Origin of the sequence: Klebsiella sp. A-Nf5 (genome assembly GCF_002810545.1) — a bacterium.
In the GTDB taxonomy this organism is placed as follows: Bacteria; Pseudomonadota; Gammaproteobacteria; order Enterobacterales; family Enterobacteriaceae; genus Klebsiella; species Klebsiella variicola.
This window is the reverse complement of record NZ_PIOG01000068.1, coordinates 45,283-60,620: the sequence shown is the minus strand read 5'-3', so window position 1 is coordinate 60,620 and position 15,338 is coordinate 45,283. Positions and strand designations below refer to the sequence as shown.

Annotated in this window: 16 protein-coding genes, 1 tRNA gene and 1 pseudogene; 9 read left to right on the top strand and 9 right to left on the bottom strand. The window is 49.8% G+C overall.

Annotation, left to right across the window (positions count from 1 at the left end; all coding sequences use genetic code 11):
- Positions 1–6: 6 nt before the first annotated feature.
- The gene (gene lysS / locus CWM53_RS07430; RefSeq protein ID WP_061153360.1) at positions 7–1,524 is read left to right on the top strand and encodes a lysine--tRNA ligase; all 1,518 of its coding nucleotides are present in this window, start codon (positions 7–9) and stop codon (positions 1,522–1,524) included.
- 229 nt (positions 1,525–1,753) lie between these two features.
- Here the strand turns inward: lysS and idi are convergent, their stop codons facing one another.
- Genes idi through CWM53_RS07410 form a run of 4 tightly spaced genes read right to left on the bottom strand, consistent with a single transcriptional unit; the run spans position 1,754 to position 5,174 of the window.
- A complete protein-coding gene (gene idi, locus CWM53_RS07425; RefSeq protein WP_061153361.1) occupies positions 1,754–2,308 on the bottom strand; it encodes an isopentenyl-diphosphate Delta-isomerase in 555 nt (184 codons plus the stop codon).
- 53 nt (positions 2,309–2,361) lie between these two features.
- A complete protein-coding gene (locus tag CWM53_RS07420) occupies positions 2,362–3,078 on the bottom strand; it encodes a DUF554 domain-containing protein (RefSeq protein ID WP_025712484.1) in 717 nt (238 codons plus the stop codon).
- A 12-nt stretch (positions 3,079–3,090) separates the two neighbouring features.
- Positions 3,091–3,669, bottom strand: a complete 579-nt coding sequence (locus CWM53_RS07415; protein WP_100730035.1) for a UbiX family flavin prenyltransferase — start codon at positions 3,667–3,669, stop codon at positions 3,091–3,093.
- An 11-nt stretch (positions 3,670–3,680) separates the two neighbouring features.
- Positions 3,681–5,174, bottom strand: coding sequence for a UbiD family decarboxylase (locus tag CWM53_RS07410; protein WP_100730036.1), 1,494 nt, complete (start codon positions 5,172–5,174; stop codon positions 3,681–3,683).
- A 211-nt stretch (positions 5,175–5,385) separates the two neighbouring features.
- Between CWM53_RS07410 and CWM53_RS07405 the strand changes: the two genes are divergently transcribed.
- The 7 genes from CWM53_RS07405 to CWM53_RS07380 all read left to right on the top strand — a co-directional run bounded on the left by CWM53_RS07405 (position 5,386) and on the right by CWM53_RS07380 (position 10,798).
- Positions 5,386–6,285 carry a LysR family transcriptional regulator gene (locus tag CWM53_RS07405; protein WP_025712481.1) on the top strand — a complete coding sequence of 300 codons (900 nt, stop codon included), beginning with the start codon at positions 5,386–5,388 and terminating at the stop codon, positions 6,283–6,285.
- A gap of 102 nt (positions 6,286–6,387) precedes the next feature.
- The gene (gene actS, locus CWM53_RS07400) at positions 6,388–7,101 is read left to right on the top strand and encodes an amidase activator ActS (protein WP_100730037.1); all 714 of its coding nucleotides are present in this window, start codon (positions 6,388–6,390) and stop codon (positions 7,099–7,101) included.
- 80 nt (positions 7,102–7,181) lie between these two features.
- Positions 7,182–7,255: transfer RNA gene (locus CWM53_RS07395), tRNA-Gly, on the top strand.
- 164 nt (positions 7,256–7,419) lie between these two features.
- Positions 7,420–8,604, top strand: a complete 1,185-nt coding sequence (locus tag CWM53_RS07390; RefSeq protein WP_100730038.1) for a tyrosine-type recombinase/integrase — start codon at positions 7,420–7,422, stop codon at positions 8,602–8,604.
- 106 nt (positions 8,605–8,710) lie between these two features.
- A complete protein-coding gene (locus CWM53_RS31630) occupies positions 8,711–9,070 on the top strand; it encodes a hypothetical protein (protein WP_206053091.1) in 360 nt (119 codons plus the stop codon).
- On the top strand, positions 9,010–9,954 hold the full coding sequence (locus CWM53_RS07385; RefSeq protein ID WP_206053092.1) for a DUF3644 domain-containing protein: 945 nt from the start codon (positions 9,010–9,012) through the stop codon (positions 9,952–9,954). Before CWM53_RS31630 ends, CWM53_RS07385 begins: the two co-directional genes overlap by 61 nt.
- A 52-nt stretch (positions 9,955–10,006) precedes the next feature.
- Positions 10,007–10,798, top strand: a complete 792-nt coding sequence (locus CWM53_RS07380; RefSeq protein WP_100730039.1) for a Cthe_2314 family HEPN domain-containing protein — start codon at positions 10,007–10,009, stop codon at positions 10,796–10,798.
- A gap of 8 nt (positions 10,799–10,806) precedes the next feature.
- On the opposite strand, the pseudogene CWM53_RS32325 reads toward CWM53_RS07380, so the two are convergent.
- The 3 genes and pseudogenes from CWM53_RS32325 to CWM53_RS07365 all read right to left on the bottom strand — a co-directional run.
- Positions 10,807–10,947 (bottom strand): annotated as a pseudogene (locus CWM53_RS32325) (DNA-binding transcriptional regulator RamA); the annotation flags it as partial.
- Between the two features lie 56 nt (positions 10,948–11,003).
- A complete protein-coding gene (locus CWM53_RS07370; protein WP_100730040.1) occupies positions 11,004–11,255 on the bottom strand; it encodes a DUF1471 domain-containing protein in 252 nt (83 codons plus the stop codon).
- Between the two features lie 125 nt (positions 11,256–11,380).
- Positions 11,381–12,172, bottom strand: a complete 792-nt coding sequence (locus tag CWM53_RS07365; protein ID WP_100730041.1) for an SDR family oxidoreductase — start codon at positions 12,170–12,172, stop codon at positions 11,381–11,383.
- A gap of 148 nt (positions 12,173–12,320) precedes the next feature.
- On the opposite strand from CWM53_RS07365, the gene CWM53_RS07360 reads away from it, so the two are divergent.
- Positions 12,321–13,214 (top strand): LysR family transcriptional regulator, encoded by an 894-nt coding sequence (locus CWM53_RS07360; protein WP_100730042.1) that lies wholly within the window; start codon positions 12,321–12,323, stop codon positions 13,212–13,214.
- A gap of 24 nt (positions 13,215–13,238) precedes the next feature.
- Here the strand turns inward: CWM53_RS07360 and CWM53_RS07355 are convergent, their stop codons facing one another.
- Positions 13,239–14,228: an aldo/keto reductase gene (locus tag CWM53_RS07355; protein WP_100730043.1), complete on the bottom strand. Its 990-nt coding sequence runs from the start codon at positions 14,226–14,228 to the stop codon at positions 13,239–13,241.
- Positions 14,229–14,254: 26 nt separating this feature from the next.
- On the bottom strand, positions 14,255–15,106 hold the full coding sequence (locus CWM53_RS07350; protein ID WP_100730044.1) for an aldo/keto reductase: 852 nt from the start codon (positions 15,104–15,106) through the stop codon (positions 14,255–14,257).
- Positions 15,107–15,338: the final 232 nt, after the last annotated feature.

Below are 15,338 nucleotides of genomic sequence, written 5' to 3'. Positions count from 1 at the left end.
ACCAACATGTCTGAACAACAAGCACAGGGCGCTGACGCGGCAATTGACCTTAATAATGAACTGAAAACCCGCCGTGAGAAGCTGGCTGCGCTGCGTGAGCAGGGCGTCGCTTTCCCGAACGATTTCCGTCGTGACCATACCTCTGACCAACTGCACGCTGACTTCGATGCGAAAGAAAACGAAGAGCTGGAAGCGCTGAACGTTGAAGTGGCCGTTGCTGGCCGCATGATGACCCGTCGTATTATGGGTAAAGCGTCTTTCGTTACCCTGCAGGACGTTGGCGGCCGTATTCAGCTGTACGTCGCGCGTGATGACCTGGCGGAAGGCGTTTATAACGACCAGTTCAAAAAATGGGATCTCGGCGACATCATCGCCGCCCGCGGTAAGCTGTTCAAGACTAAAACCGGCGAGCTGTCTATTCACTGTACCGAGCTGCGTCTGCTGACCAAAGCCCTGCGCCCGCTGCCGGACAAATTCCACGGCCTGCAGGATCAGGAAGCGCGCTATCGTCAGCGTTACCTCGATCTGATCTCCAACGATGAATCCCGCAATACTTTCAAAGTGCGTTCGCAGATCCTGGCGGGTATCCGTCAGTTCATGGTTGGCCGCGGCTTTATGGAAGTGGAAACCCCGATGATGCAGGTGATCCCGGGCGGCGCTTCCGCGCGTCCGTTCATCACCCATCACAATGCGCTGGATCTGGACATGTATCTGCGTATCGCGCCGGAACTGTACCTCAAGCGTCTGGTGGTTGGCGGCTTCGAACGCGTCTTCGAGATCAACCGTAACTTCCGTAACGAAGGGATTTCCGTTCGTCATAACCCAGAGTTCACCATGATGGAACTCTATATGGCGTACGCGGATTACAAAGATCTGATCGAGCTGACCGAATCCCTGTTCCGCACCCTGGCGCAGGATATCCTCGGTAACACCGCCGTGCCTTACGGTGACCAGGTGTTCGACTTCGGCAAGCCGTTCGAAAAACTGACCATGCGTGAAGCGATCAAGAAATACCGTCCGGAAACCGAGATGGCGGATCTGGATAACTTCGATTCCGCGAAAGCGATCGCTGAGTCCATCGGCATTAAAGTTGAGAAGAGCTGGGGTCTGGGCCGTATCGTGACCGAGATCTTCGAAGAAGTGGCGGAAGCGCATCTGATTCAGCCGACCTTCATCACCGAATATCCGGCAGAAGTTTCTCCGCTGGCGCGCCGTAACGATGAGAACCCGGAAATCACCGACCGCTTTGAATTCTTCATCGGCGGTCGTGAGATCGGTAACGGCTTTAGCGAGCTGAACGACGCCGAAGACCAGGCGCAGCGCTTCCAGGATCAGGTTGATGCGAAAGCTGCTGGCGACGACGAAGCGATGTTCTACGACGAAGACTACGTCACCGCGCTGGAACACGGCCTGCCGCCGACCGCTGGTCTGGGTATCGGTATCGACCGTATGGTCATGCTGTTCACCAACAGCCACACCATCCGCGACGTGATCCTGTTCCCGGCGATGCGTCCGCAGAAATAATCGCGTCTCGCGAAAGACAAAAAACCCGGCTTGCCGGGTTTTTTTATGTCTGATGTGAGGTCCGAAGCCTGGCGTAGCCCGGCTCAGCGCAGCGCAAGCCGGGGGATCCCGGATAGCGGCGTAAACGCCTTATCCGGGCTACGTAACGGCGCAGAACCGTAGGCCTGTGCATGCGTAGCGCCGCCAGGCAATGATGACAGGTAGGGGGGCAGCTGCGAGAATAGTCAGCTTACGCGCGCAGATGCGCAACGAAATCGATCAGCGCCTGGCGGGCGTCCTGGTTTTCGGCTTCCAGCACCATCCACGGGCTAAACGCCCACGGCGTAGCGGCCAGCGCGCTTAACATGGTTGGCAGGTCAACCCACTGATAGTCCATGACTTCATCATCGTTAGGCTGCACTTCGCTCACTACGCGCGCGGCATACACCGGGCATACTTCGTTCTCAACGATACCGTTCGGGGCGACCGCCCGGTAGCGGAAGGCCGGGTGAATCGGCGCGATATCGGCGATCTCCACGCCGAGCTCGAAACGACAGCGGCGTGTGACGGCCTGCTCGAAGGTCTCGCCCTGCTGGGGGTGTCCGCAGACTGAGTTGGTCCACACACCGGGCCAGGCTTTTTTGCCCAGCGAACGACGGGTGACCAGAAACTGACCCTGCTGATTAAACAACCAGCAGGAAAACGCGAGATGCAAAGGGGTATCAAGCGTGTGGGCGGCATACTTCTCCAGCATACCGGCAGGTTGATCCTGCTCATCCAGTAAAATGACGTGTTCCCCGGCCATGACGACTCCTGAAAATAAAAAATGACCCGGCACAAACCCGCCGGGTCATGTACTCAGGCCACTAGGGTAGCCCATAAATGGGAGAAAGGCATTACCAAAACAAGCCCTGGCAGCATGTTGGCGACCGGGAAAAGCTTAATGTTGCAGATGCGTAATCCCGTGGCCACCATCAGCAATCCACCGGCGCAGGAGAAATCCGCCATCATTGACGGGGTGATCATCGGCAGAATAAACACTGCCAGCATCGCCAGCGCCACCTGAATCACAATCTGCGGGATAGCGATGGTCATCACCGCGTAGCCCAGCAGCGTCGCGAAGATCCCGGCGGTAAACAGATCGAGGATCGTTTTAATGTACAGGATCGATGGATCGCCGCTCATACCTTCGGTCATGGCACCAAAAATACCGGTACCGCTGGCGCAAAACAGGACCAAAATAGCCACGAATTTTTCGGTGAACTCTTCGTGACCTAATCCCTGAACGGGGGGCAGGACTTTATTAATCAACCCACGCGTTGATCCCGCCGCGCGACCGATACGTTTTTCCAGGTGCAACAGTTCGCCAAGGAAAGCGCCGAGTACCATCGCCAGCACTACCGCCGGCATATATTTCACCTTCAGCACCAGGGTGATCCCCAGGCCGACGGAGCAGAGACCAAAGGTCATCGGCAGAGCTGTTTTGACGCGTTCCGGAAGTTTGCCTCCGGCCATTGCGCCAATTAATCCGCCGATAATCACGGCGGAACCATTTACATACGGACCAATTAACATTGCGAGTTCCTGTTACGCGTAATGCAGCTCGCCCTCACCCCAGCGTGGGATGTTATTGACCTCCAGGCCAAACAGGTCAAGCGCGCGGTTTACGCTATGGGTAATAATGTCATCTGCGCTTTGCGGACGCTGATAGAGCGCGGGCACCGGCGGAAAGATGATGCCGCCCATCTCGGTAACCGCCGCCATATTGCGTATATGGCCGAGATTAAGCGGCGTCTCGCGCGCCAGCAGCACCAGCCGTCGGCGTTCCTTGAGCACTACGTCCGCCGCGCGGGTAAGCAGATTATCGGTGAGACAATGGGCGATAGCGCCCAATGACCGCATCGAGCAGGGGGCGACCAACATCCCCAGCGTTTTAAACGAACCGCTGGAGATCGACGCGCCCAGATGGTTGATGGGATGTACCACGTCAGCCAGCGCCATCACGTCGTCTAAGCGGTAATCCGTTTCCAGCTCGCAGGTTTTTTCCGCGCCTTTGGAGACCACCAGATGAACCTCTATCGCCAGTGGCCGCAAAAGTTCCAGCGCTTTCACGCCGTACTGGAACCCGGAAGCGCCGCTAATCCCAATGATGATGCGTGGTGTCATGGTTATCGCCCTTATTCGAAGTCCGGCAGGAAACGTTTTACATCAACCGCTTTGAACTTAGAGCGCTCAAAGTTGTGTTTCAGATGGAACGGTACGGTGCAGTCGAAAATGGTTTTGCACGACATTCCCTGCTGCAGCACGCTCGGGCTGTATTCTGGCACCTGCGACGGGTCGAGCGGATGGCAGCGCACGCCCGGGATCATTACGGTATCGACATCACCCTGGTAGCGGGTTTGCATCGCCCACAGCACGTCGTCGCTATCGAAAATATCAACGTCTTCATCCACCAGAATGACATGCTTCAGCTCCGGGAAAGCGGAGAACGCCAGGAGCGCCGCCTGGCGCTGGCGGCCTTCATCGGCAGGGGAAGATTTCTTAAATTGCAGTACCGCCAGCAGCTTGCCGCCGCCTGCCGAGTGGGCGAAGACGTTGAGTAATTTGCCCGGCATGGCGCGTTCCACCATATCGAGAATACTGGCTTCGGTCGGGATCCCGGCCATGTTGACATGTTCTTCGCCTGGCCCGACGGTGGTGCGCCAGATGGGGTTGATACGATGGGTAACCGCTTTAACTTTAATGACCGGAATCGCCTCTTTCGCTTCGCCGGTATAGCCCGGGAACTCCGGCATCGCGCGGCCGGTATGGGTGTTTTGATCTTCACGCACGCGCACGTTCGGCAGCAGCTCGCCTTCAATAACGATTTCGGCGTGAGCGATGGCTTTTTCATTAATGGTTTTACACTGCACCATCTCCACCGCGCGGCCACGCAGCGCGCCGGCGATGCTTAGCTCGTTGAAACCCAGCGGGGTGGTCGGCGGCTCAAAGCAGGCGGCGATTTCGATAGCCGGATCCACGCCGATGCTGATCGAAATAGGCAGCGGCTGGCCCGCCGCTTCAGCTTTCATGCGGAAGGCATCGATATGACGACCCGGCGTCAGCCACATTGAAAGCTCATCGCGGCTCTGAACACACAGGCGGTGAATGGTGATATCGGATTCACGAGTTTGCGGATCGGCGGCGTAGCACAGGCCCATGGTGATATACGGGCCGGCATCTTCTTCGGTGTTGGTTGGCGCAGGCAGCAGTTTACGCAGATCGAAATCAGCATCGCTGGCGAGATGAACCACTTCCTGGCATACCGCCGCGCCCTGCACCATGGTTGGGGCAATAGCATTTTCAACGGAATCTTTCAGCAGATGACCCAGTTTTGCCGGCTCACACTGCAGGAACTGGCTAACGCGCTGGCGCGAGCCGTTCAGACCGATGGCTACGCTGATATCGTCGAAGCCCTTAATTTTGTTAAAGACCATGACCGGGCCGTTCTTGCGTGTTGGACGCTGGCAGGTGCCGCCGGCGCCCACGTAGCGGTAAACGCCGGAGAGTTCGGCATGGGGATCGACTTCGGTATCGGTTTCAACATATTCGCCCGGCAGCGTTTTTAACAGCGCCAGAGCCGAACGTAAATCATGTACCGGTGACGGTTTTTTTTTATCTGAGTTTGCCATGAGTGTTCCTTTGAAAAGCAATTTTGCTAAGCGCACAATATTTTTCTTCGATAAATTAAACAAATACCGTTTACCGGATGCTCAGTAGATCAAAAAAGTTGGCTTTAAAAAAATGTTAATGAACAATTAATCAATATGGTGAATTTAACGCGGCTTTTTATTTCTCAGCGTTAGTGTGATACTGCCCGGAAGATAATTAATGAGGTCGGTCATGGATCTTAAACGCTTACGCTATTTTTGCCGGGTAGTGGAACACGGTTCGGTGAGTCAGGCGGCGAAGTCGCTCAACATGGCGCAACCACCGCTCAGCAAGCGGATTCAGGAGCTTGAAGAAGAGCTGCAGGTTTCGCTTTTCGAGCGCCGCGGCAACCGCATTGAACCGACGGAAGCGGGGTATTTCTTATATCGGAAAGGCTGTGAAATTTTACGCCAGGTTGAGGATACAGCCCGCGAGACGGCTGATATTGCGCAAAAGGCCCGTGTGGAAGTACGTATTGGCTTAACTCATCTGTATCAGAATTATTTCCAGCCTTTATTAATGGAGCTCTATCGGCGCAACCCTGAGACCGCGATAAATATCTCGGTGACCGACTCAAGTCATCTGGAAACATTATTAAATGAAGGTGCTATCGACCTGGCGTTAATACAGCGGCCTTATCGCAGCGAAGGCTTCGATTATATCTCCTTCGACCCCATTAAACTGGTAGCGGTCATTAATAAAAAATGTCTGTCGCAGCCGCCTTCCAACCCCTATGACTACAATGCGCTGGCGGCGATGCCGCTGGTGCTGCTGCACCGGGCGAAAGATTCCGGCACCTATGAAATGCTAATGGACCTGTTCCGTAAATCCGGCGTTAGCGCGAAGGTGATTATGCATATTACCCAGCCCGGAGTGATCCTCGACTGGCTGGAAGACGGGCTGGAAGCGGCGACATTGCTGCCATCTTCGGAAGTGAATGCCGAAAAACTTCCTCATTGCTATGTGGTTGATGTCTTCCCCTCACCGCAGATATTCTATCCGGCGCTGGTGAAATTGCCGTCGATGCCGTATCTCCCGGCGCTGATGGATATTATCGCCGGGGGTTATCCGTTTATCGCGCCGAGGGAGTAGAGATCAGAGAAAAAGCGTAGAGCATTGGGGATTGTTGCATGGACTGGTATGATATTCGCCCTGGTTGCGAGGTAAGTGGTTGTGTTAAGTGCAGGATGCCTGATGATGAAACGCTTTTATATGACACTGATGCTGGTGGCAAGCCTGGTGCTGGCCGGTTGCTCCAGCACCTCCGATTCCGGTGCGACCTACACCGTCAAACGTGGCGATACCCTGTATGGCATCTCCCGCACCACCGGCACCAGCGTTCGCGATCTCGCCCGTCTGAATAACATCTCGCCGCCTTACACCATTGAGGTGGGGCAGAAGCTGAAGCTTAACGGTAGCGGCGCGTCAAAGACGACGAAGAAAAAGTCTTCCTCTACGCGTACTGCGGCGGTCACCCCTTCTTCTGCGGTACCTCAATCCTCCTGGCCGCCGGTGGGACAGCGCTGCTGGCGCTGGCCGACCAGTGGCAAAGTGGTCCTGCCTTATTCCACCGCCGATGGCGGCAATAAGGGCATTGATATTGCCGGGACACGCGGGCAGCCGGTGTATGCCGCCGGGGCGGGCAAGGTGGTGTACGTCGGCAACCAGCTGCGCGGCTATGGCAACCTGATCATGATTAAGCACAGTGAGGATTACATCACTGCCTACGCCCACAATGATAAGCTGATGGTGAATAACGGTCAGAGCGTGAAAGCCGGCCAGCAAATTGCCACCATGGGCAGTACGGATGCCGATTCAGTGCGTCTGCATTTCCAGATCCGCTATCGGGCGACGGCCATCGATCCGCTGCGCTATCTGCCGCCGCAAGGCAGTAAACCTAAGTGCTAAAAGGTTATTTTATCGCCAGTCAGTATCCGGCGGGCTTGTCACAGGGTGCGTAAGGGCTATAATGCTTCTCGCACCTCTTCGCGGGCGTAGTTCAATGGTAGAACGAGAGCTTCCCAAGCTCTATACGAGGGTTCGATTCCCTTCGCCCGCTCCAAACTCAAGTCTCCTGAAGTCTACCCAACTCAATTTTCCCTAGATAAATCAGCGGTTATAGCTTTCTGTTAGTCTATTGAACTCAATTGTACTCCCCCAGGGTCAAGCTCAATGTGGGGGTATGGATGGGGGTATAATTGTACCCCCTGCTGAGAGGTACCCCCAATGAAGCTGACAGCTCGTCAGGTTGAAACTGCAAAACCCAAAGAGAAGCCCTACAAACTGGCTGATGGTGGTGGTCTTTACCTGCTGGTTAATCCCAACGGCAAAAGATACTGGCGTCTCAAATACCGTTCACTAGGTAAAGAGAAACTGCTCGCTATTGGCGTTTACCCCGATGTTTCTTTAGCTGAAGCCAGAAGCAAGCGAGAGGATGCTAAAAGGACATTAGCGGCTGGCAACGATCCTTCTCTTGAACGGAAAATTGAGAAACTTAGTCGTCAACAAGACGCAGAAAACTCGTTTGAGGCTATCACGCGGGAGTGGTATCAGCGTCGCTATGACCGCTGGTCTGTCTCCTACCGCGAAGAGATGCTGAGAACCTTCGAAAAGGATGTGTTCCCTTATATCGGTCACCGGCCAATCAAAGATATCAAGCCGATGGAGTTGCTTGCAGTTCTTTCAAAGATAGAAGCAAGAGGGGCAACTGAGAAGGTCCGTAAGGTTCGCCAGCGCTGTGGAGAGGTCTGGAAGTATGCTGTTGTGACTGGCAGGGCCGAATACAATCCAGCACCTGATCTAGCCAGCGCCGTGACTACTCATGAGAAAGAGCACTATGCTTTTTTAACCCAGGATGAATTGCCTGAGTTTCTTCGGACTCTCAACACCTATGCTGGTAGTGTACTTGTTAAGATTGCGATGCAATTGCTTATTTTAACGGGAGTAAGGCCTGGGGAGTTGAGGCAAGCGGAGTGGCAGGAATTTGATTTTGAGAAAAAGGTTTGGAATGTACCAGCGGAACGCATGAAAATGCGCCGCCCTCATCTGGTTCCGTTATCAAGCCAGGCAATTGACCTACTTAATCAGCTTAAACCCATGACGGGAGCAGGAGCGTTGCTGTTCCCAGGACGTAATAATCCTAAGAAACCGATGAGTGATATGGCATTGACTGTGTTGGTCAGGCGTATCGGCTATGCCGGGCGCGTTACAGGGCATGGATTCCGCCACACGATGAGTACCATTTTGCATGAGCAGGGTTTCAATTCGGCCTGGATTGAGTTACAGCTGGCTCACGTCGATAAGAACTCAATTCGTGGGACGTATAACCATGCGCAGTATCTGGACGGGAGGAGGGAGATGATGCAGTGGTATGGCGAGTTGTTATCTTTTATGTGTGATGTAAGTACATAAAATAATATATTTAGAATGTACAATGTCTTTTTATTTGTCTGCGAAAAAATTTTCGCAGACAAATCTAAAAGGATATTCATCTTTAAAAGTTAAATAGGGATGTTGTATGAAAAAATATGATCAGGTTGATAAGGCTTTTGATTTTTTAGTAGGAAAGGAAAATCGGCAAGAATTTTTTACTATTGCTGATTTAGCAGTGGCTACTGGTTGGAAAGTTCAGACATGTAAAACATATCCAACTAAAAGATGGAGTAAATATATATCAAGGGATGGCGCTCAATATACCACACTTGGATTAAAATACTTAAGTAAGGAAGACTTCAGAAATCTTCATAGTCAGAAGAGCGTTGAACCGGCCAAAAGTGAGCGAAGCATTAATTTAAAAAAAAAGCAAGAGAGTTCGCTATGCTTGCTGTTTCTGTTTACAATAATCCATTTACAGAGTTTAAAACTCATGGTTTTATAGTTAATGTAGTTATAGCATATACATCATTATTTCATGCTATATTCGCAAAAAGAGGTGTTGATTATTTTTACTTGAATGATGATGGCTCTCATAAAATTGTTGATGGTGACAAAAAAGCGTGGGAACTGAAAACCTGCTGTGAAAAATATTGGCTTGGAAAAAATACCCCAGAAAAATCTAATGTATTTTTTTTAATAGGTTTACGTAATATCATTGAACACCGAGGTCTCCCTGAAATAGATACACTAACTTTTGGTGAGTGCCAGGCTTCAATAAATAACTTTGAAGATATTCTCATTAACGAATTTGGTGATGAAAATGCTTTAATGGTAAACTTATCTCTTGCAATGCAACTTACAAGGATGTCTCAGCAAGCGCAGATCGACGCTTTGAAGAAAGTCCAATCAAAAAATTTCACTATTGTTAAGAAATATATCGAGGATTATAAAAGAGACTTGGAGCAAGAAATATTAGAAAGTCAACAATATCGACTCAGAGCTTTGTTAGTCCCCTTGATTGGTAAAAAGGCATCAAGTTCTGATATTTCTATAGAGTTTATCAATGTTAATAATCTCACCGAAGATGAACTTGAGAAATTTGATACTGGAATTGCTTTCATCAAAGGAGTGGAGAATCAATTTAAGTTGAAACCTAAAAAGGTAGTTGAGTTGGTTCAAAAAAAACATAAGTCTTTTAATCTTAGTACTCATGCAAAGTTTTGGAAGCATTTTGATGTCAGACCATCTCATGTAGATAAAACTCTAAAAGGGAAGTACTGTGGTTATATCGAAGGTTTTGATGGGTATTTATATAATCAGGAATGGGTGCGTAAAATACTAAGTGTTTATTCTGATAGTAAAGAGTTGGATAAGGTTTTAGGCTGACATTAAAATAATATTTTTTTGGGTTTTGCATTTAACTTCAGCGAGGCTTTTTATGAAAGATGATTATTATTGGTGGGATCTGGAGGGGACTGCTTTCAAAGGGGGACTTTATGATTCGATTAATACATATTTTCTGTATGATCATTCCTACGCTGATTGGAATGAGTTCTCTAAAGCAGATCCCCATATGGCATATGCGCATTTGACCTATATTAGATTTAACGCATTAGAACAACAATTCGTAGATTTAAGAGTCATCCCTCAAATGCTAGGGGTTAATAATTTGCCATTGGTTTCAAAAGTAAGAAATATAAATCGATATGATTGGCTTAAGGCAATTGTTGATTTGGCATTATTTAGATTTTCAAGCCTTCGCGATATAACCTTTCATTTTGTTAATGAGGTTTTGGAACTTAATATCCCAGATTACTCTTTAAATATTAAACAATTCGGTAAGATTATTAAAGACACTCATTCTGATATTTTGAGTAACTTAAAAATAATTGATTCCTCTGGTGGTCCTCTACGTACAGATAGAAATACAAGAGCTCATAAGGGATTCTGTAATTTATACACCGATGATGATGAGATGTTTAAGAATATGTCGTGGATAGAGGGCTATGGTTCACACTTAGAAGGATATGATTTAAATGTAATATATGAAAAATCAAGAGATAAAATATACGATCTTGTAGTTAATGAAATACAAAGCGCTCTCTCTTCTTGTAAAAATATTGTCGATGAGCTTTATTTTTATTATAGAGATAGGCATGAAGAGCTATCTATAAATTCCAGGAGTGGTGTATCTGCACATTTCTATAATTATCATGGAAAGAAGGAGTAAATAAATTATTTCACCTGTACAAAAATCCGCTGAAGATGCCACCTGGAGTATCCTGCCCGCGCAGCAACATCCTCTATCTTCAGCGGCTTATGTAAGTTTGAATTAATCCATTGAATTATCTCATCGATGATGTCTTCTGTTCTGAACATTGAACGACGCTCACTATAAGAGGGCTGTGACACATCCTGTTCGAGATGCTAATGATTTACTTATAGATTTCAGCAACCCCGTGCAGTCGATTATTCCCCGTGGTTGACAGAATTTTGAACGACGTTGCTCCTTGCTCATCAGCCTTACGAGAGAGCGCATCCGATAACTCATCAAGTGTATAGGCATTGCTTGCCGAGACGACACCGATCTTTTCTTTCCCATCTGCATGATTAATTTCTTGAGCAGCAGAAACGGAATTCACAGAAATAAATCCCATGACCAATGTAGCAATAAGTTGTGCTTTCATATCTAATATCTCTTTAAACTCTATGTTTGAAACTGAACTAGTATCAGGGGGGAACGCCCACTGTCTATATATTCAAATATACAGACCTAAGCTGTCATGAGACTGACAGCTATATGACAAAATTGTCAGGGTTGTAGATTAGTTAATTTTTTTGAATACAAATTCAGCTCGTTAACAATGCACTCCGGTTCTTCCCTGAGAGGCATATTGTCTATGTCTAAAACCCCATCATTTTTTTGTGGATCATCAGTCTGCAGATCTGCAAAGAGTGGGGTAAGATCCTGCTGAGCTTCGCCTCGCTCGGCCACCAGCTCAAAAGTTTTATTTTTTGCCTCGTCGTTGGTCAGGGCACTGACCAGAACCTGGGCGATTTGTTCCCGGGATATCACGCCATCTTCCGGTGTTCCTGCGTGGCGACGATCCCCCTGAAGCATAACGATTCGGTGTTCATCATCATTGTTGTAATCAAACCAGCCGGGCCTGACGATGGTATAGGGGTGACCAGTGGCCCTGACCAGACGCTCGGCACGTCTTTTCCAGTCATGAACCTCAGTGCGTTGATTCCAAGTGCTGAGTCGTTCAGTCACGCCAATCGTGGTCATCAGGCTGATACGAACAGGTGTATCACTGAATATTCGTAAAATATTACGCACTCCGCCGTAATCGATCGCTCTGGCACCAATACGACCCTGACCATCGGAACCGAGCGTGAAGATGATGGCATCAATATCTTTCGGCAATTGGGTGAGTGTTTCCGGCATTGAAACATCGCCGTAAAAAACATCTGTTCCACGAGGAAGCAATTTTACTTTGCGTTTATTTCTGACCAGCGCGATGGGCTGATGGCCCATTTTAATTGCGGTATTCACGACATGAAGGCCAATGCTTCCTGTCGCCCCAGCAACGAGTATTTTCATGATAAACCTTCTGATAATTCAGACTTATTTTCGATACAGCCAGAATATCAATTATCATTATTGTCAGTAATGGGGCTAAAATGATTGTGTCTATGAACACCCTTCATGAGTGTGCGATGAAGGGAATCCCTCCATAAGGAAATCGCCGATGCTTAAAGAAAACTTTAACGAACTGCAAATCTTTCTTGTGGTGGCAAGGGAGCGAAGCTTTACAAAAGCAGCGGGTAAACTGGGGGTTTCTCAGTCTGCACTCAGCCACGCGATGAAGGCCCTGGAGGAAAGGCTGAATATCCGCCTTCTGACTCGCACGACCCGAAGCGTTGCCCCTACGGAAGCCGGTGAGCGAATTATTGCCTGCCTTGAACCTCGCATTGCCGATCTTGAACAGGAGCTGGAATCGCTTGTTCAACTGAACGGCACCGCCTCCGGCAATATCCGTTTATCTGCCGGGGAGCATGCCGCGCGAAGTCTGGTATGGCCGAAGCTAAAACCCTTCCTCAGGGAATATCCCGAAATTAATCTCGAACTGGTGGTTGATAACGGCTTTGTCGATATTGTTGAGGGGCGTTTTGATGCAGGGATCCGCCTTGGCGAAAGTGTGGATAAGGATATGATTGCGGTAAGAATTGGGCCGGATATGAGAATGGCTGTGGTAGGAGCGCCGTCTTATTTCGCTGCAAATCCTGCACCTGAAACGCCGCACGAGCTACAAAATCATCGGTGTATCAATATGCGCCTGCCGACAGCCGGTGGGCTTTACCACTGGGAGTTTGAGAAGGAAGGGAAACCGTTACGTGTCAGAGTAGAAGGGCAGGTAACCTTTAATCTGCAGGCGGAAAGGATTGATGCGGCGTTATCTGGTTTTGGCATTGCCTGCATACCTGAAGACAGGGTGCAGGATTATATAAAGTCAGGAGAGCTTATTCAGGTTCTGCAGGACTGGTGTCCATCTTTCCCCGGATATTACCTCTACTACCCGAGCCGTAAGCAGCATCCGCCCGCTTTTGCGCTGATGATCGATGCGCTTCGCTACCAGGAATAACGGGTCCGTAGACCCGTCCGGGTATTAACGGCCTACACGGGCCTGGTGCTCAGGAGAGTAACGTTCGCCGACGATTTTAATCGTTTCAAGCGCCTGGGTTATCTGCCATGAGTCATCCTGCGAGAGAATGATGTCGGCAGCCCCCAAGTTTTCCTCCAGCCGATGTAGCTTGGTGGTACCTGGGATAGGAACAATCCACGGCTTTTGTGCCAGAAGCCATGCCAGCGCGATTTGTGCAGACGTCACGCCTTTCTCTGCCGCCAGTTCACCCAGCAATGAGACCAGCTTTTCATTGGCTTCAATCGCCTGCCCGGCGAAACGCGGCACCGTGCTACGGTAATCATCCTTCCCAAAAGTGGTTCCTGGCTTAATCGATCCCGTCAGGAAGCCTTTGCCTAATGGGCTGAAGGGAACAAAACCAATGCCCAGTTCCTCCAGTAACGGCAGGATCTCCTGCTCAGGCTCGCGCCACCACATGGAGTATTCGCTTTGCAGGGCCGTGACCGGTTGTACGGCATGCGCACGACGAATGGTTTGCGCACCTGCTTCGGACAGACCGAAATGTTTAACTTTGCCTTCAGCGATCAGGTCTTTTACCGTACCGGCAACATCTTCAATCGGGACATCCGGGTCGACACGATGTTGATACAGCAGATCAATGACATCAGTCTTAAGACGGCGTAACGATCCTTCCACCGCTTCACGGATATGCTCCGGACGGCTGTTTAAAATCTGCTGCTTGTTGTCGTCGCCAAAAGTAAAACCAAACTTGGTGGCGATGACCACGCGGTCACGAAATGGTTTTAAGGCTTCGCCAACAACCTCTTCATTAAGGAAGGGGCCATACACTTCAGCGGTATCGAAGAAGGTGACGCCACGTTCAACCGCTGCGCGAATGAGCTCGATAGCCTGTCGGGTATCGGTCGCCGGGCCATAGCCGTGGCTTAATCCCATGCAACCGAGCCCAAGCGCGGATACTTCGAGTCGGGATTTACCCAGATAACGTTTTTGCATTGAATGAATACCTCTTTTATCGCGACTTAAACATCAAGTTTGCGGCCAGTCAGCCATTCCACCATTGCCGGGTCACGGTGAGAGAAGAAGGCACTGGTTGCAGTGTCGAGGGCAGCAATCTGCAGCATATCTTCAGAACTGAGTTCAAAATCGAGAATATTGATGTTCTCAGCCATACGTTCTTTGCGCACCGATTTCGCCAGCGAAACGATGCCTCGCTGGAAGATCCAACGCAGCACAACCTGACCCACGCTTTTGCCGTACTTCTGGCCAATCGCCGTTAACACGGGATGCTGGAACAGGCCATTTTTACCCTCAGCAAACGGTGCCCAGGCTTCCGGCTGAATGCCATGGCTTTGATTCCACGGAACAGCATGCAGCTGCTGGTTGAAGGGGTTTACTTCAATCTGGTTTACCGCAGGGGCCACTTTGTTGAAGGCGATAAGGTCGGCCAGTCGGTCAGGATGGAAATTGCTTACGCCAATGGCGCGAATTTTGCCAGCCTGCTGCAGTTCTTCCATGGCACGCCATGCCCCATGGACATCGCCGTAAGGCTGGTGAATCAGATACAGGTCAACGTAATCAAGCTGCAGTCGGTTCAGAGAGCGTTCGAACTGGGCTTTCGCGCCTTCATAATTCGTATCCTGCAGCCACAGTTTGGTGGTGACAAACAGTTCATCACGGGCGATGCCGGTCTGTTTAAGCGCGTTCCCGACCTGGGTTTCATTCTGATAAGACGCGGCGGTATCGATCAGGCGGTATCCCGTATCGATGGCATCAATAACCGCTCTTTCGCATTCAGCGGGATCAGACATCTGAAACACACCAAAGCCCAGCAGGGGCATTTCAATACCGTTGTTCAGTTTTACAGTTTGCATGACGTTATCCTTCAGCTGTTGTGTAGGAAAAGCATAACGCAAAGTGATTTATTCGATTAGATGGGGTAATTAGCTAGGGTTTATTAGATGTGTTCATTAATTTAGAGGGGGAAGGAAGGTCGGCTTTGTGCCAGGAGCGGACATTCCTCTTTATTGAAAAGAGAAAAATATGACTAAATCATACTCTTTTCGCCTTACAGAGAAGTATTCCGGGTCTTCAATGGGTTAGATG

Excerpts from the sequence above, each read along its gene's own strand:
- CWM53_RS07350 (WP_100730044.1), bottom strand. The coding sequence starts at position 15,106 with ATGCAAACTGTAAAACTGAACAACGGTATTGAAATGCCCCTGCTGGGC.
- lysS (WP_061153360.1), top strand. The coding sequence starts at position 7 with ATGTCTGAACAACAAGCACAGGGCGCTGACGCGGCAATTGACCTTAAT.
- CWM53_RS07410 (WP_100730036.1), bottom strand. The coding sequence starts at position 5,174 with ATGGCAAACTCAGATAAAAAAAAACCGTCACCGGTACATGATTTACGT.
- CWM53_RS31630 (WP_206053091.1), top strand. The coding sequence starts at position 8,711 with ATGAAAAAATATGATCAGGTTGATAAGGCTTTTGATTTTTTAGTAGGA.
- CWM53_RS07390 (WP_100730038.1), top strand. The coding sequence starts at position 7,420 with ATGAAGCTGACAGCTCGTCAGGTTGAAACTGCAAAACCCAAAGAGAAG.
- CWM53_RS07415 (WP_100730035.1), bottom strand. The coding sequence starts at position 3,669 with ATGACACCACGCATCATCATTGGGATTAGCGGCGCTTCCGGGTTCCAG.
- CWM53_RS07370 (WP_100730040.1), bottom strand. The coding sequence starts at position 11,255 with ATGAAAGCACAACTTATTGCTACATTGGTCATGGGATTTATTTCTGTG.
- CWM53_RS07380 (WP_100730039.1), top strand. The coding sequence starts at position 10,007 with ATGAAAGATGATTATTATTGGTGGGATCTGGAGGGGACTGCTTTCAAA.
- CWM53_RS07355 (WP_100730043.1), bottom strand. The coding sequence starts at position 14,228 with ATGCAAAAACGTTATCTGGGTAAATCCCGACTCGAAGTATCCGCGCTT.
- actS (WP_100730037.1), top strand. The coding sequence starts at position 6,388 with ATGATGAAACGCTTTTATATGACACTGATGCTGGTGGCAAGCCTGGTG.
- CWM53_RS07385 (WP_206053092.1), top strand. The coding sequence starts at position 9,010 with ATGCTTGCTGTTTCTGTTTACAATAATCCATTTACAGAGTTTAAAACT.
- idi (WP_061153361.1), bottom strand. The coding sequence starts at position 2,308 with ATGGCCGGGGAACACGTCATTTTACTGGATGAGCAGGATCAACCTGCC.
- CWM53_RS07360 (WP_100730042.1), top strand. The coding sequence starts at position 12,321 with ATGCTTAAAGAAAACTTTAACGAACTGCAAATCTTTCTTGTGGTGGCA.
- CWM53_RS07420 (WP_025712484.1), bottom strand. The coding sequence starts at position 3,078 with ATGTTAATTGGTCCGTATGTAAATGGTTCCGCCGTGATTATCGGCGGA.
- CWM53_RS07365 (WP_100730041.1), bottom strand. The coding sequence starts at position 12,172 with ATGAAAATACTCGTTGCTGGGGCGACAGGAAGCATTGGCCTTCATGTC.
- CWM53_RS07405 (WP_025712481.1), top strand. The coding sequence starts at position 5,386 with ATGGATCTTAAACGCTTACGCTATTTTTGCCGGGTAGTGGAACACGGT.